This window comes from Streptomyces sp. NBC_00239 (assembly GCF_036194065.1).
Taxonomy (GTDB): Bacteria; Actinomycetota; Actinomycetes; order Streptomycetales; family Streptomycetaceae; genus Streptomyces.
Genome location: NZ_CP108095.1, coordinates 453,039 through 468,767 on the forward strand (window position 1 = coordinate 453,039; position 15,729 = coordinate 468,767).

Here is a 15,729-nt window from a genome sequence, read left to right on the forward strand (position 1 = left end):
CTGTTGCCGCTACCAGCGGACCAATGCGGTCTCGATGGTCGATCCGGGGCCCATCGTCATGAGGACTCCGTGTTCGCCCGGGCGGATCACGCCCTCGTCGAGCAGCCGCTGGTAGGAGAAGAGGAAGGAACCGCTGGACAGATTTCCGAAGTCACGCAGGACAGCGGTCGTATGGCGCACGTCGTGACGGCTCAGCCCGAGGTTGATCATCACTGCGTCGATCACCTTCTTGCCTCCCGAATGGATCAGCCAGTGGTCGATCCCGCTCCGGCGCAGGCCCGTTCCGGCCAGGAGCCGGGTGACGACCTCCTCGGCGTGGGCGCCCACCACATAGGGCACTTCGGGATCGAGGAAGAAGCTGAACCTGTCCTGGGCGCCGTCCCAGTCGAAGCGCATGGCGTCCATGGCCTCGGGGATGATGACGCTGGCGAACTTGACGACCTCCGGGCCCGTGCGGCCCGCACGGGCCTCGATCCCTTCGTGCGCGACGGCGGCGATCGCCGCGGCCCCGTCGCCGAAGAGGCTGTTGACCACCGAAGTCCGCATCGTGCCGTCGAAGACGTAGGCCGCCGAGCACGCCTCGGCACAGACCATCACGGCGAGCTGTCCGGGGTTGGCCCGCGCCCAGCCGGAGACGGCGTTGAGCGCGTTGAGCCCCGCGTTGCAGCCCATGCCCACGATGTCGAGTCGGCCGCAATGCCGTTCGATGCCGAGCTCACGCAGGACCAGCGCGCTCAGGCCCGGTGTGAGGAAGCCCGTGGAGGTGACGCAGCAGAGATAGCGGATGTCGCCGGGCGCCGCGCCGGACTCCTTGAGGCACTCGGTCACGGCTCGTACCGCCATGTCCACGGCCTGCTGCCGGTGCTTGCCCAGCAGTTCGCCCTGGCGCTCCGGAACGCGCCGGCCGTCGGAGCCCTCGGGGGGCAGGGTGAGATGTCTGCGCTGGATCGCACTGTTGAGGAACACCGAGCGGATCCGGGGATCGTCGATGCGGAAGGCGTCGAGGAGTTCGGTCTGCGTGTAGGACGTCGCGGGGACGGCGGTGCCGACTCCGACGAGCCGTGTCAGCGGCGCGGGGTCCGCGGCCCCGTGCCCGGATGCGGTGGGGATCACTGTGCCGCCCGCCCGCTCTGTTCGGCGACGAAGGCCGCCAGCCGGTCCAGGCCGTCCTCGATCTCGTCGTGCGACAGATGGCTGAAGGACAGCCGTATCCGGCGGCGCGGCTCGTCATCGCCGTAGAAATGGTGCATCGGGGTGAAGAGCACCCGGTGGGTTCGGGCGCAGTGCTCCAGCAGACGGTCATCCGCTGCGAAGGGAAGGGTGAGGCACAGGAAGAAGCCCCCCGTGGGGGTGTTCCAGCGCACCGGAGGGTCCGTGCCCGGGGGGAACCGGGCCGTGAGCCCGGCGAGCACCGCGTGCAGGTTCCCGCGGTACACCTCGGCTTCCCGGACGTTGGCGCGGCGCATGCTGCACCCGTGCTCCAGCAGCTTCCCGCCGATGACCGCCTGCGCGAGCGGGGAGGTGTTGACGCTCAGCACACTTTTGATCTTCGCCAGCTCGTCGGCCAGCACGGTCGTGCCGCCGTCCGGCCCCGCCACCCGCTGGTCGGCGACGGCGAACCCGACCCGTGCTCCCGGCACTCCGGACTTGGCGTAGGACCCCAGGTAGACGACGCTGCGCCGGCGGTCCAGCGCCTTCAGCGTCGGGAGCCGCTCCGCGTCGCCGTGGAAGATCCCGTACGGGTTGTCCTCCAGGAGCAGGAAGTCCAGTTCCGACGCCAGCCGCAGCAGGGTCCGCCGCGCCTCCAGGTCGAGGCTGACCCCGGTGGGGTTGGTGAAGTCGGGGGTCAGATAGCAGGCGCGCGGCCGCAGCCCACGGCCCCGGGCGCGCTCCACGACCGACCTCAGATCGTCGAAGTCGACACCGCCCGGGGCCGACTTGACCGGCAACAGCGCCATGTCGGCCAGCTGCGCGGCCCCGTAGGCACCGATGTAGGTGGGCGGTACGACGAGCAGGGCGTCCCGGTCCGTGCTGCGCAGGGCGCGCAGTGTGAGGTACAGGGCCTCCTGGCAGCCGACCGTGACCACGATGGATTCGGGGTCGACGGTGATGTCCTCGTCCACGAGGAGGTTCCGGGCGATCAGCTCGTGGATGATCCCCTTGGTCCTCCCGTACTGCAGGAGGGTGCGCAGGACGCGGGTCTCGTCGGATCCGGTCGTGGTCAGCAGGTGCTCGCGGTACGTCTCCAGGTGGCGGTGCACCGCGTCGAGGTCGAAGAAGCCCTCGTAGGGGCGCCCCGCCGCGAAGGAGATCGCATCGGGGTACCGGTGCGCGACCTCGTTGAGGAAGTTCATGGACTCGCTGATGGGCGACCGCAGGGAGCCGTGCAGCTCCGTCAGGTCCAGCTCTGCCGCGTCCGCTTTCAACGCCGGCCCCCCGACTCCGCCGTCGGTGTGCCCTGCGCGGGCGCTACCACGGGCGTCGCGCCGGCGAGTCGGCGTGCCAGGGCGGCCGCGGTACGGTCCTCGAACACCTCTTTGACCTCCATGGTGACGCCGTAGGTGGCGCGTACCCGGTTCGTCAGCCGGATCGCCAGCAGGGAGTTTCCGCCCAGCTCGAAGAAGTCCTGGTCGACGCCGATCTCGGGCAGGTCCAGGACCTCGGCGAACAGCCCGCACAGCAGTTCCTCTCCGGCGGTACGGGCCGCCCGGGGGGAGCCGGCGGCGGTCCCCTGGTAGTCGGGAGCCGGAAGCGCCGGGCGGTCGAGGGTGCCCTGCTCGGTCAGCGGGATGGTGTCGAGGAACACGAATGCCGACGGCACCATGTGGTCCGGCAGTTGACCGCTCAGATGGCTCCGCACGGCCGCCACGTCGAGCGTGGTGGTGTCGTCCGTGGGGACGAGGTAGCCGACCAGGGTGCGCTCCCCCGGGCGGTCCTCCCGCACGGCGACCACCGCCTGCTTCACGCCGGGCGTGGCCATCACGGTTGCCGCGACCTCGCAGGGCGCGATCGCGTGGCCGCCGATCTTCACCTTGCTGCGCCAGCGGCTGGGTCCCAGCGGGGGCCGGACCGGCTTGCCCACTCCGAGGAGCTGGGCCAGTTGCGCGACGGTGGGAGCCCGGGACAGCAGCTCGGGCCGCATGCCGGTGCGCAGCTCCGTCCCCAGTTCGGCCTGGATCCTCCGTACCAGCTCCGCCACCGAATCCGGGCTCCCGCCCAGGTCGAAGAAGTCGTGGTCGATGCCCACGGCCGGGCGGTGCAGCACCTCGGAGAACAGCGCGCACAGGGTCTGCTCGCCCGGTGTCCTCGCAGGACGGTTCGCGACCGCGGTGAAGTCGGGGGCGGGCAGCCGGTGACGGCAGAGCTTGCCGTTGGGGACGAGCGGGAAAGCCTCCATTTCCACCAGCGCGGACGGAACCGCGTACTCCGGCAGCCGGTCGCGGACGTACGTCTTCACCTCGACCGGATCGACGGCCGCGCCGCGGTGCGGCACCAGGTAGCCGACCAGGCGGAGCTCTCCGCTCCGGGCCTCCCGGGCGTCCACGAAGGCCTGTCGTACTCCGGGCGCTCGGGTCAGCGCGGCCTCGACCGCGGCGGTATCGATGCGGAACCCGCGGATCTTCACCTTGTCCTCCCTCTGTTTCATGTGCCGGGCCGACCGCGCCGGTTGCGACCGGCGGCGGTGCGGATGCGATGGATCAGTCGGCCGGGTGCCGACGTGGGGGCGGGTGTCGGCTCGGGGCCGTCACCGATCGGGGCCGGCCGCGCGGGGCCCTGCGGTGGCAGCCTGTCCGGGGCCGGGGGCAGCGCGGCCCGGTCGAGTTTGCCGTTGGCGGTCAGCGGGAGTGCGTCGAGCACGACCAGCGCCGACGGCACCATGTACGCGGGCAGTCGGCCGGTCAGGCCGCGCGCCACCGCGGCCGTGTCCGGCGCCGGGTCGCCCTGCGGAACGATGTAGCCGATCAGCCGCTTGTTCCCGTGGCGGTCCTCGCTGACGGTCACGGTGGCCTCGCGCACACCCGGTGCGTCGGCCAGGGCGGCCTCCACCTCACCGATCTCGATGCGGTATCCGCTGATCTTGACCTGGTCGTCCATCCTGCCGAGAAAGACCAGTTCGCCCTCGTGCGACCAGCGCACCAGGTCACCGGTGCGGTACATGCGCTCGCCCGGTTTGCCGAAGGGGTTCGCGACGAACCGCTCGGCCGTCAGGTCGCTGCGGCCGCGGTAGCCGCGGGCCGTGCCCGCACCGGCGACGCACAGTTCCCCCGCCACGCCCGGTGGCACCGGTCGCCGCCATGCGTCGACGACGTACAGGCGGGTGTCGTCCAACGGGCGGCCGAGCGGCACCGTCGAGCCGATCCGGTCCCCGGCCCGCCAGGGTCGTTGGGTGACGCACAGCGTCATCTCGGTCGGACCGTACGTGGTTCTGACCACGGTCTCCGGGCAGGCGTCGAGCACGCGTGAGACGGAGGCGGGAGAGATCACGTCCCCGCCCGTGGTCACCTCCGCCAGGCCCCGGAACGCCTCCGGGGCGTCCTCCGCGATCACCCGGAACAGGCCGGCGGTCAGGCTCAGCCGGGTGATGCCGTGCTGCTCGACGAGGTCCTGCAGGCGGGCGGCGTTCAGCCCGCCGGGCGGGGCGACCACCACGCGGCCGCCTGCCAGCAGGGGCGCCCAGATCTCGTAGGTGGAGCCGTCGAAGGCGTGCGGAGCCTGGAACAGGATCCGGTCGGTGCGGTCCACCTCCCAGCACGGGTCGAGCGCCAGGCCCACCACGTCCTCGTGGGTGATCTCGATCCCCTTCGGCACTCCGGTCGACCCGGACGTGTACATCACATAGGCGAGGTCCCCGGGGCGCACGGCGGGCCGGGCGGCCGGCTCCCCGGCCTCCGCCCGGGCACCGGTCGGGCCGGGCTCGACCAGAACGATGCGCCGGCCGGCCCGCTCCTGCTCGGCCACGAGGTCGTGTCCGGCCAGCGCCCGGTCGACGAGCAGGACCTCGGGCGTGCTCTGCGCGAGGGTGAGCGCCAGATGGGCGGGAGGGTGTGCGGTGTGCAGCGGCAGGTACGCGCCTCCTGCCTTGAGCACCCCCAGGAAGGCGGCCACGACGTCCGTCGAGCGCTCCATCAGGATCGGCACCACCGAACCGGGGCCCACTCCGGCACCGGCGAGGACGTCGGCCAACCGGTCGGCGTACGCGTCCAGTTGCCGGTACGTCAGCGCCGTGTCGGCTGCTTCGACCGCGATCTCGTCGGGGCGCGCGGCGACCTGCCGGGCGAACACGGAGACCACGGTGCCCGGCACGGTGGCGGCGACGGTCTCGTTCCAGTCCACGAGGACGTGCCGACGCTCTTCGGGCGACAGGAGGTCGAACTCGCCGACCCGCCGGTGCTCTTCGGCCACGGCCTGCTCCAGCACGCGGATCACCCGCTCCCCCAGCGCACGGGCCGTGTCCTGGTCGAACAGGTCGACGGCGTAGCGCACCAGCAGGCTCAGACCGCCCGCGTCGTCCCCGTCCGACGGCTGGTCGTCGACCTGGAATCCCAGGTCCACCTTGGCCACCTGGGAGCGGGTGGGTGTGGGAGTGCACCGCAGGCCCGGCAGACCGAGGTCGCCTCCGCTGTCCCCCGCCCAGGACAGCACGACCTGGAACAGCGGATTGCGGGACAGCGTACGTACCGGCCGGAGGGCTTCCACCAGGCGGTCGAACGGGAGGTCCGCGTGGTCGTAGGCGGCCAGGTTGGTGTCCCGGATCCTGGCGAGCAGCTCGGTGAAGGCCGGGTCGCCCGATGTATCGGCGCGCAGGACCAGGGTGTTGGAGAAGTAGCCGACCAGATCGCGCAGTGACTCGTCGGCGCGTCCCGCGGCGACGGTGCCCAGCGGGAGGTCCGTGCCGGCGCCCAGCCGCGTCAGCGTCACCGCGATTGCGGCCTGCACCACCATGAACGCGGTGGCGCCGTGCCGCCGCGCCAGTTCCCGCATGCCCTGGTGCGTGGCGGCGGTGATCGCGAGTTCGAGTGCGTCGCCGCGGTGCGAGGCGCGGTCCGGACGGGGCCGGTCGGCGGGCAGGTTGAGCTCGTCGGGGCTGCCCGCCAAGGTCTCGCGCCAGTAGGCGAGTTGGCGTGCGGCCTCGCTGTCGGGTTCCGATTCCTCGCCCAGCAGTTCCCGCTGCCACAGCGTGTAGTCCCCGTACTGCACCGGCAGCGGCTCCCAGTCGGGAGCCCGGCCCTCGCGGCGCGCGGCGTAGGCCTGGGACAGGTCGCGGTGGAGCGGCCGTATGGACGAACCGTCCATGGCGATGTGGTGCACGACCATCACCAGCGTGTAGGTGTCGGCTCCGTACTCGATGAGGTGCCACCGGATGGGGACGTCCCGGGCCAGCCGGAAGGGACGGCCGCTCTCGGCGGCCACCACGGCGGCCACCTCGTCGGGGGCGCAGCGGGTGACCCGCACGTCCGCTCCCGCTTCCTCGGGGGACAGGACGCGTTGCACCGGCTCGCCGTCGTGCTCGTCGAACACCGTGCGCAGGCTTTCGTGGCGGGCGACGAGATCGCGCGCCGCCGCACGGAGGGCCGCCTGGTCGAGTTCGCCCTCGATCCGGGTGACCATGGGGTCGTTCCAGACCGCGCCGGCGCCTTCGAGCTGGTCCAGGAACCACAGGCGCCACTGCCCCGGTGACAGCGGCAGGTGCTCGGGGCGGGGGGTGAACGGCTTGAGCTCGGGGCGCTTGCGGACGGTTCCGTCTCCCAGCCGTCCGGCCAGGGCCGCCACGGTGGTCGCTTCGAACAGCGCCCGCACGTCGACCTCGGCGTCCAGTACGGTCCTGATGCGGTTGATCAGGCGCATGGCGAGCAGCGAGTGACCGCCCAGCGCGAAGAAGTCGTCGTCGATTCCCACGTCGGGCAGGCCGAGGGTCTCGGCGAACAGCCCTTGCAGGATCTGCTCCCGCGTGGTCCTCGCCCCTCGCCCGCCCGTCGGTCGCGGTGCCGGGGCGGAGGGCTCGGGCAGCGCGGCCCGGTCCAGCTTGCCGTTGGCCGTCAGCGGCAGCGCCTCGACCACCGTCAGGACCGTGGGGACCATGTAGCCCGGCAGCCGGGCGGCGACATGGCGTCGTACGTCGGCGACATCGGGTGCGGCGCCGGGCTGGGGTACGAGGTAGCCCGCCAGCCGCCGGTCTCCGGGACCGGCGTCCCATACCGTGACCGCGGCCTGGCGGACGCCGGGCGCCCCGGCCAGGGCCGCCTCGACCTCGCCCGTCTCCACACGGAATCCACGGATCTTGATCTGCTGGTCGTTGCGCGCGAGGTATTCGAGCCGGCCGTCTCCGCGGGTGCGGACGATGTCGCCGGTCCGGTACATCGTGCGATCCGGGCCCAGGAGGTCGGGACGGCCGCGGGGGCCGGGGACGAACCGCTCCTCGGTGAGTTCGGGCCTGCCGAGGTATCCGGCGGTGACCCCGGCACCCATGATGTACAGCTCTCCCGGCACGCCGACCGGTGTCCGGCGCCCGTACCGGTCGAGAACCCTCACGGCGGTTCCGGCGATGGGGCGCCCGATGGTGACGGCACCGTCCGGGTCGAGGACATCGGTGGTGGACCAGACGGTCGTCTCGGTCGGTCCGTACATGTTCCGCAGTTCCGCGCCGGTGTGCCGGGCCAGCTCCCGTACCAGTTCGGCGTCCAGCGGCTCGCCTCCGAGCAGGATGCGGCGCAGCGACCGCAGGGCCCCGGGGGCGGGTTCGTCGAGCAGGGTGCGCGCTCGCGAGGGGGTGCACTGGAGGTGGGTGATCCCGTGGGTGTCGATCAGGCTCGTCAGCGGGGTCTCGAAGGTGCTCGGGGCAGTGGTCGCGGCGGGGGTGGTGACGGGATGCCGCCCGGCGGCGCGGCGCAGTTCGTCCAGCCGGGACAGCCCGGTGAGGGCGGCCTCGGCGGGGATCCCGAAGTCCAGCAGGCAGGCGATCTCGTCCACGCCCATCGCGCCGAGCCGTCGCACCAGGGGCAGGCACTGGTCGACGGTGCCGATCAGCGAGCCCTCGCCCAGATAGCGGGAGCAGGCGTGGTCGAGCAGGGCCTCCTCGTCCTCGGGGGTGAAATCGGCGGCCTTGACGTCCATGCCGAGCCCGCGGGCCAGGTTCGCGATCAGCCCGACCGAAGACCGCAGGTAGGCGCGGAACGGCTGCCACGCGACCGCGCGCACGTCGTCCGCGTCGGCCCCCACGTAGGTGTGCAGCATCACGGTGACGTGCGGGTCACCCGGGTGCCCGGCCTGCTTCCAGGCCGCCCGGTACTCTGCGATCCGCTGCGCGAGCGTGTCCGTGTCCTGGCCGAGCAGATGGGTCAGCAGTCCTGCCCCGGCCTCACCGGCCCGTCGGCAGGTGTCCGGGCTGCCGGAGGACGTGAGCCAGTACGGCAGTTCGGCCTGGACGGGAGTGGGCAGCACCGCGGTGTCCAGGACGCGGCCGCCGGGCGCTTCGAACGCGACCTTCTCGCCGCGCCACAGCCTGCGCACCTGGTCCAGGCCCTCCAGGGTGCGGGCCTGGCGGTCGTCGTAGGCGTCCTTCGCCAGGACGAAGTCGTCGACGTGCCAGCCTGAGGCGAAGGAGAGCCCGACCCGGCCCGCGGAGAGGTTGTCGACCACCGCCCATTCCTCGGCGACGCGCACCGGGTGGTGCAGGGGCATGACCACGCTGCCGGCCCTGATCCCGATCCGCTCGGTGACCTGGGCGACAGCCGCGGCGAGGACCGAGGGGGCGGGATAGGAACCGCCGAAGGCGTGGAAGTGCCGCTCGGGGAGCCAGACGGCGCTGAAGTCATGGGTGTCGGCGAACCGCGCGCCGTCCATCAGCAGCCGGTACCTGTCGGGCCCGGCCGCCGTTTCGGCCGTGTCACTGGCGAAGTAGAAGAGGCTGAAGTCCGGTGCCGCGGACGGCTCCCCGGTGTGCGTCGGGGCGGCGCCGCCGTCCGGGCCGAGTACGACGCGGTGTCCCCTGCTCAGGGTCCACAGCAGTTCGAGTACCGAGATGTCGAAGGACGTACTGGTCACGGCGAGCCAGCTGGTGCGCTCCCCGTCGTCGCCGACCGTCTCGTCCATCGCGGCCAGGAAGGCGGTGAGGTTGCGGCGCCTGACCACCACGCCCTTGGGTTCTCCGGTGGACCCCGACGTGTGGATCACGTAGGCGGCGCTCTCGGGATCGGGCGCCGCCGGTTCGACCGGTCCGGCGCGGCCGTCACGCTCCGGGGCCGCGTCCAGGTCCAGTTGGGGTACGTCGCCGGCGACGACGCCCTGGGTGGCGGCGTGCGTCACCACGACGGCGGGGGCCGCGTCGTCGATCACGTACTGGATGCGGGCGGCCGGATAGTCCGGATCCAGTGGCAGGTAGGCCGCTCCGGCCCGCAGGACCGCGAGCATGGCGGCGGGGAGTTCGGCTCCCCGCCGCAGGCACAGTCCCACCCGGTCCCCCGGTCCCACTCCTGCCGCGCGCAGCTGCCGCAGCACCCGGTCCACCAGTCGGTCCAGCTCGCGGTAGGTCAGCACCGGGCGCTCGGCGCCGTCCACGGTGATCAGCGCTTCGTCGTCCGGACGGTTGCGTACGGTCGCGGCGAACGTCTCCACGATGTCCGCCGCGTCGGCGGGGAGCGGCGGCCCTTCGCCGGCGGCGTCGATCGCGTCGCGCTCCGCGTCGGTGAGCGCGAGCAGCTCGGACAGGGGGAGGCCGGGGTCGGCCGTCCCCCTGCGCAGGACGCGGACCAGGGTGTCGGTGAAGCCCCGCACGGTCGCCTCGTCGAAGAGGTCGCCGCTGTACTCGCAGATTCCCTCGGTGGTCGCGCCGTGCAGCCCGAGTTCCAGACCGAGGTCGGTGCGGCAGGTTCCGTTGTCGAGGTCGACCGGCTCGACCGTCAGGCCGGTCAGCGAGAACGCGTGCGCGGGGACGTTGCGGTAGCCGAACTGCACTTGGTAGAGCGGGTCGTGGCTGAGGTCGCGCTCGGGCTGCAGTTCGCGGACGATGCGCTCGAAGGGCACCTGGGCATGCGCCAGGGCGCCCAGCGCGCCCTCCCGTACCCGTGCGATCAGGTCTCCGAACGCGGGGTTGCCCGACAGGTCCGTGCGCAGCACCACGCTGTTGACGAACATGCCGACGAGCGGCTCCAGTTCGGGCCTGTCGCGGCCGGCCGTGGGCACGCCGACGACCACGTCCTCCTGTCCGGAGTGGCGCATCAGCACGGCCTGCCAGGCCGCCAGGGTCACCATGAAGGGGGTGGCCCGTGCCGCCCGGGCGGTCTCCTCGACCGCTGCGGTGAGCGCCTCGTCGAGGGTGAAGCGCACCTGTCCGCCGCGGTACGAGCGCACGGGCGGCCGCGGGCGGTCCGTCGCCAGGTCCAGCAGGCCCGGTGCGCCGTCCAGTTGCCGACGCCAGTAGGCCAGTGAGGCCGACAGCGACTCGTCGTCGGTGCGGTCGCGCTGCCAGGCGGCCCAGTCCGCGTACTGGAGGGCGAGCGGCTCGGGTGCCGGGTGCAGGCCGGGATGCGGACGGTAGAACGCGCACAGATCGTCCACCAGGACGCTCCTGGACCAGGCGTCGCCCACCATGTGGTGGTTCACCACCACGAGCAGCGCGCGCCGGGGGCCCGAGCGGATCAGCAGGGCGCGGAACAGCGGGCCCCGCTCCAGGTCGAAAGGGGCGGCGGCCTCATGGCGGGCGAGTTCCCGCTCGGCGTCGTCGAGGCCGCCTGCCGGGTCTTCGTCCAGTTCCACGATCCGCAGGACCGAAGCGGCGGGTTCCAGAACCCTCTGCACGGGGGTCTGGCCGGCCATGGCGACCACGGTGCGCAGCGCCTCATGGCGGACCGTCAGTTCACGCAGGGCCGTGTCCAGTGCGGCCACGTCGAGCGGTCCGGTCAGGCTCAGCGCCACGTACTCGTTGTACATGGCGTGGCCGGGCGCCAGCTGTTCCAGGAACCACAGCCGTTCCTGGCCCGGGGACAGCGGGGCGGGCGCGTCCCGGTCGCGCGGTGGCACCGGCGCCCCGGGCTCGCGGCCGGCGCTGCCGCGACCGCCGACGCGTTCCTCGAAGAGGGCGCGCTGCCGGGGGCTCAGCCGGGCCAGCCGGTCGTTTCGGTCCTGCCGGCCGCTGCCGGGCGGCCGGTCCGGTGTGGCGCTCACTGGCCCTCCAGTTCGGTGAGGATCAACTCTTCGACTTCCAGGGCGAGGTCCGCGACGCGTCCGCCCTCGAAGAACAGCCGGGCGGGCACCTCGACGTCGAACTCGGTGCGCAGCCTGGCCACGACCCTGGCGGCGAGCAGCGAATGCCCGCCGAGTTCCAGGAAGTCGTCGGTGACGCCGACCCGTTCCAGGCCGAGCAGTTCGGCGTAGACCGCGGCCAGGCGCTCCTCGGTCGCGGTGCGTGGAGCGACGTACTCCGTGGCCAGTTCGGGCCTCGGCTGGAGGGCCGAGGGACGCGGTGCCAGGGCCGGCGTGAAGGCGACCGTTCCGTCCGGGCCCGTGCCGGTCCCGGCGCGGGCCACGACGGCCCGGCCCCCAGGCCCTTCGACGAGCGCGGTGAAGGCGCGCGCACCCTGCTCGGGGCTCAGGGCGCCGGCGATCATGGTCTGCTGGAAGTCCCGCAGGTCGGCGGGGACTTGTGCCCTGCTGGCCATGCCGACCCGGGCCCACATGTCCCAGTCCACGGCGACGGCGTGGCGCTCGCCGCGGGTGTTCTCCGCCTCCGCCACGGCCACGAGATAAGAGTTGGCGGCCGTGTAGTCGGCCTGACCGTAGGTGGGCACGAGGGTGGCCAGGGAGGAGCACAGGACGAGGAGCCCGGCCTCGCCCGGCCGCAGCTCGGCGAGCAGATGGCGCACTCCTGCCGTCTTGGGGGCGAGGACGGCGCGCATCTCGTCGTCGCTACGCAGTTCGACGGAGCCCCCGCCGGGGATCCCGGCGCAGTGGACGACACCGTCGATGGACCCGAAGCGGTCGCGGGCGGCGTCGAGTGCCCGGGCCAGCTCGCTGCGGTCGGTGACGTCCGCCCGAACGGTGAGGACTTCGGTTCCGGAGGCCCGCAGTTCGCGCAGGGCGGCTGCCGACCCGTCGCCCTCGTCGGGTGTTGCCCGGCGGCCGACGAGCACGAGCCGGGCGTCGCAGGTCCGCGCCAGCTGACCGGCGAGGACGAGTCCGATCCCGCCGAGCCCGCCGGTGATCAGATACGTTCCGCCGCGGCGCAGCCGGGAGGGGGTGGCGGGCACCGGGCGGTCCACGGGCTCGACCGCGCGGCCGAGCCACTGCCCCTCGCGCAGGGCCATCAGCCGGGCGGGGGCGGTGAGCACCGTGCGCACCAGGTCCGCGGCGCGGGTCTCGTCGGGGATCTCGCCTGGCGCCAGGTCGAGCTGGGTGCAGTGGAGATTCGGATACTCCTCGGGCAGCACCTGCACGGGTCCGCTCATGAGGGCGGCCGCGGGGTCGGGCCGTTCGCCGGGCCCGGTGCGGAACGCGCCGGCGGTGAGGACGCCGAGCCGGACCTCGTGGACGACGCTTTCGGCGGCCATGGCGCGGGCGAGCCGGATGAGCCCGAAGTACCCTTCGGTCTCGTCCGCCCCTACGGGGCCCAGGCCCCAGGCGTGCAGGACCGCGGTGGGGGTGCGCACCAGCGACCGCAGCTCCGCCAGGAGCTTGGTGTACTGGGCCTGATCGGTGGGGTCGATCTCGTACACACCGCGTCGGACCCGTCGGTAGCCGGTGCCGGGCCGCACGACGGTGACGATCTGACCGCGGCTGGTGAGCAGGTCGGCGAGCGGCTGGGCCAGCCCTTGCCGGTCGAGCAGGACGAGCCAGGTCCACCGGCGGCCGTCGAGGGGGTCGGCGCCGTCGTCGACGCGCAGCGGGCGCCAGGCGACCTGTGCGTGGGCCGCCTCGGCCTGCGCGGGGACCACCGCCTCGGCCTGCGCGGGGACCACCGCCTCGGCCTGCGCGGGGGCCGCCTCGGCCTGTGCGAGGGCTGCGGTGGGGGCGGCGGGCCCGCCCGACGGATACGGCTCGATCCAGTGCGGTCGGCGCTCGAACGGGTAGCCGGGCAGGCCGGTCACCCGGGCGTCGGTGCCGAGCGGTTCCCAGCGGACGTCGACCCCGCGGGTCCACAGGTCCGCCAGCGAGAGCACGGCGGCGCGGGCCTCGTCCCGGTCCGATCGCCGGCCGCGCGACGGCAGCGGGGGCCGGGCGGTCCGGGGCCGCGCGGAGCCGCTGTCGCCGGCCCCTCTGACCAGGTCGGTGAGGACGCCGCCCGGACCGCTCTCCACGAGGACCAGGTCGTCGTCCAGCGACGTCATGCGGTGCACGCCGTCGTGGAAGCGGACCGGGGCCCTCATCTGCCGCACCCAGTAGCCGGGGTCGGTTGCCTGTTCGTCGGTGATCCAGTCTCCGGTCAGGTTGGAGACGAAGGGCGTCCGGGGCGAGCGCAGGGTGAGACCGGAGAACTGGTCGGCGAACCGCTCGGCGGCGCCCTCGCACAGGGCGCTGTGGAACGCACGGTCGACCGGCAGCCGCACCGGCCGCAGCCCGTTCCCGGCGAGTGCAGCCGTCGCCCGGTCCACCGCCTGCTCCGTACCGGACAGCACCGTCGCCCGCGGCCCGTTGACGGCGGCGAGGTCGAGCCCGTACCGCTCCGCGGCCTCCAGGGCGTCCGATTCCGTCAGCGACACCGCGAACATGGCCCCGGGCCCGGTCTGTTCCAGCAGTCGGCCCCGGGCGGACGTCAGGGCCAGTGCGTCGGGGAGTTCGAGTACGCCGGAGAGCAGCGCCGCGGTGTACTCGCCCAGGCTGTGCCCGAGCAGGGCCCGCGGCCGTACGCCCCAGTGCTCCCACAGGCGGCTCAGGGCCCAGCTGACGGCCACCACCGCGGGCTGGGTGACGGACGTACGGCGCAGTACGTCCGCGCTACCGGCGCGCAGCAGTTCGACCAGGTTGTGGCCGAGGTCGGGCGTCAGCAGGCGGGCGCACTCGTCGAGGGCGGCCCTGAACACCGGATGGTCGCGGTGCAGCCCGACCGCCATGGTGGGGAACTGCGCGCCCTGCCCCGGCAGCATGAAGCCGACGGGTGCGTCGTCCCGGGCGGTGGTCGCCTCCACCGTGGTGTGCCGGCCCGCCGCGCGGAGCGCCTCGGCGGCCTCGGCGGTGTCGCCGGCCACGACGACGCGGCGGCGGCGCAGTTGCCTGCGTCCCGTGCGCAGGGTGCGGGCGATGTCGTCGATCCGCTGCCCCGGGTGGGCGGTCAGGTGGTCCGAGAGCCGGACCGCCAGGGTGCCCAGGGCGGTTTCGGTACGAGCGGAGAGCGGCAGCGCCACCGGCAGGACGGGGGCGTGCGCGGCGGCGCGGGGAGCGGGGTCGGGGGCCTGTTCGAGGATGACGTGGGCATTGGTGCCGCCGATGCCGAACGAGCTGACCGCGGCGCGCCGGGGCCCTTCGGCGGGCGGCCATTCGGCGAGTCCTTCGGGGACGAAGAACGGGCTCCCGTCCAGGCCTGATCCGGAGTGGGTTCGGACCGGGTGCGGAGACGCCGGAATCCGCCGGTGCCGGAGCATCAGCACCGTCTTGATCAGACCGGTGACCCCGGCCGCCGCGTCCAGGTGGCCGATGTGCGCCTTGGCCGACCCCAGCGCGCACCAGGCCCGCTCGTCCTCGCCGGTCGCGGCCGCACCGTAGACGGCGGTGAGTGCGGCCGTCTCGATGGGGTCGCCGATGGGAGTGCCGGTGCCATGGGCCTCGACGTACCCGATGGACCGCGGGCTCACCCCCGCCATCGACAGCGCCTCGCGGATGACCGCGGTCTGTCCCGCGACTCCCGGTGCCGTGTAACCGGCCCTTGCGGCACCGTCGTTGTTGATCGCGGAGCCGAGCAGCACGGCGTGCACCCGGTCGCCGTCGGCGAGGGCGTCGGAGAGCCGTTTGAGGACGACGACGCCCGCCCCGTTGCTGAAGACCGTGCCGTTGGCGTCGGCCGAGAAGGGCCTGCAGTGCCCGTCGGGCGACTCGATGCCGCTCGCGGCGGGCAGGTAGCCCGAGCGGTGGGGCACGGTGACCGAGACTCCCCCGGCCAGAGCCAGGTCGCACTCCTGCGACAGGAGGCTCTGCGCTGCCAGGTGGACGGCGACGAGCGAAGTGGAGCAGGCGGTCTGCACGTTCACCGCGGGGCCGCGCAGGTTGAACTTGTACGCGACCCGGGGCGCGAGCCCGTCCGGAGCATTGCCCTGGAAGATCAGCGGGACGCCGAGCGAGGCCTTCAGATCGGTGCGGGGCAGCAGATTGTGGATCAGATACGTGCTGAGCATGGAGCCCGCGAAGACCGCGGCGGATCCGGTGAACCGCTCCGGATCACACCCGGCGTCCTCCAGCGCTGCCCAGGCGCTCTCCAGGAAGATCCGCTGCTGCGGATCGATGACGGAGGCCTCGAGTCCGCTGTAGCCGAACAGCTGGGAGTCGAATCCGGCGATGTCGTCGAGAATGCCCTTCACCGGTACGTAGCCCGGCTGCGCCGCCTCCGCGTCGGGCACACCGGACGCGCGCAGTTCCTCCGGTGTGAACCGGCTCAGCGCCTCGCGGCCGGAGACGAGCAGGTCCCACAGCTCGTCCGGTGACTCCGCTCCGGGAAATCGCCCGGCCATGCCGATGATCGCGATGCGGCCGTCCGGTTCGTCCGGGCCGTCCGTGCCGTCCGGGCCGGTCTGGTGTGCGTTCAAGATC

5 protein-coding genes are annotated in these 15,729 nt (G+C 73.0%); all 5 read right to left on the bottom strand.

Annotated features, from left to right (window positions below; genetic code table 11):
* Positions 1 to 9: 9 nt before the first annotated feature.
* Genes dpgA through OG764_RS02180 form a run of 5 tightly spaced genes read right to left on the bottom strand, consistent with a single transcriptional unit; the run spans position 10 to position 15,725 of the window.
* A complete protein-coding gene (gene dpgA, locus OG764_RS02160) occupies positions 10 to 1,113 on the bottom strand; it encodes a 3,5-dihydroxyphenylacetyl-CoA synthase DpgA (protein WP_328966643.1) in 1,104 nt (367 codons plus the stop codon).
* A complete protein-coding gene (locus OG764_RS02165) occupies positions 1,110 to 2,426 on the bottom strand; it encodes an aminotransferase-like domain-containing protein (protein ID WP_328966644.1) in 1,317 nt (438 codons plus the stop codon). Before OG764_RS02165 ends, dpgA begins: the two co-directional genes overlap by 4 nt.
* Entirely contained in the window at positions 2,423 to 3,646 is a 1,224-nt protein-coding gene (locus OG764_RS02170; protein ID WP_328966645.1) for a phosphopantetheine-binding protein, read from the bottom strand. The genes OG764_RS02165 and OG764_RS02170 overlap by 4 nt, the downstream gene beginning before the upstream one ends.
* Positions 3,643 to 11,160, bottom strand: a complete 7,518-nt coding sequence (locus OG764_RS02175; protein ID WP_328966646.1) for a non-ribosomal peptide synthetase — start codon at positions 11,158 to 11,160, stop codon at positions 3,643 to 3,645. The genes OG764_RS02170 and OG764_RS02175 overlap by 4 nt, the downstream gene beginning before the upstream one ends.
* Positions 11,157 to 15,725, bottom strand: coding sequence for a type I polyketide synthase (locus OG764_RS02180; RefSeq protein ID WP_328966647.1), 4,569 nt, complete (start codon positions 15,723 to 15,725; stop codon positions 11,157 to 11,159). Before OG764_RS02180 ends, OG764_RS02175 begins: the two co-directional genes overlap by 4 nt.
* Positions 15,726 to 15,729 lie beyond the last annotated feature (4 nt).

Excerpts from the sequence above, each read along its gene's own strand:
- OG764_RS02170 (WP_328966645.1), bottom strand. The coding sequence starts at position 3,646 with ATGAAACAGAGGGAGGACAAGGTGAAGATCCGCGGGTTCCGCATCGAT.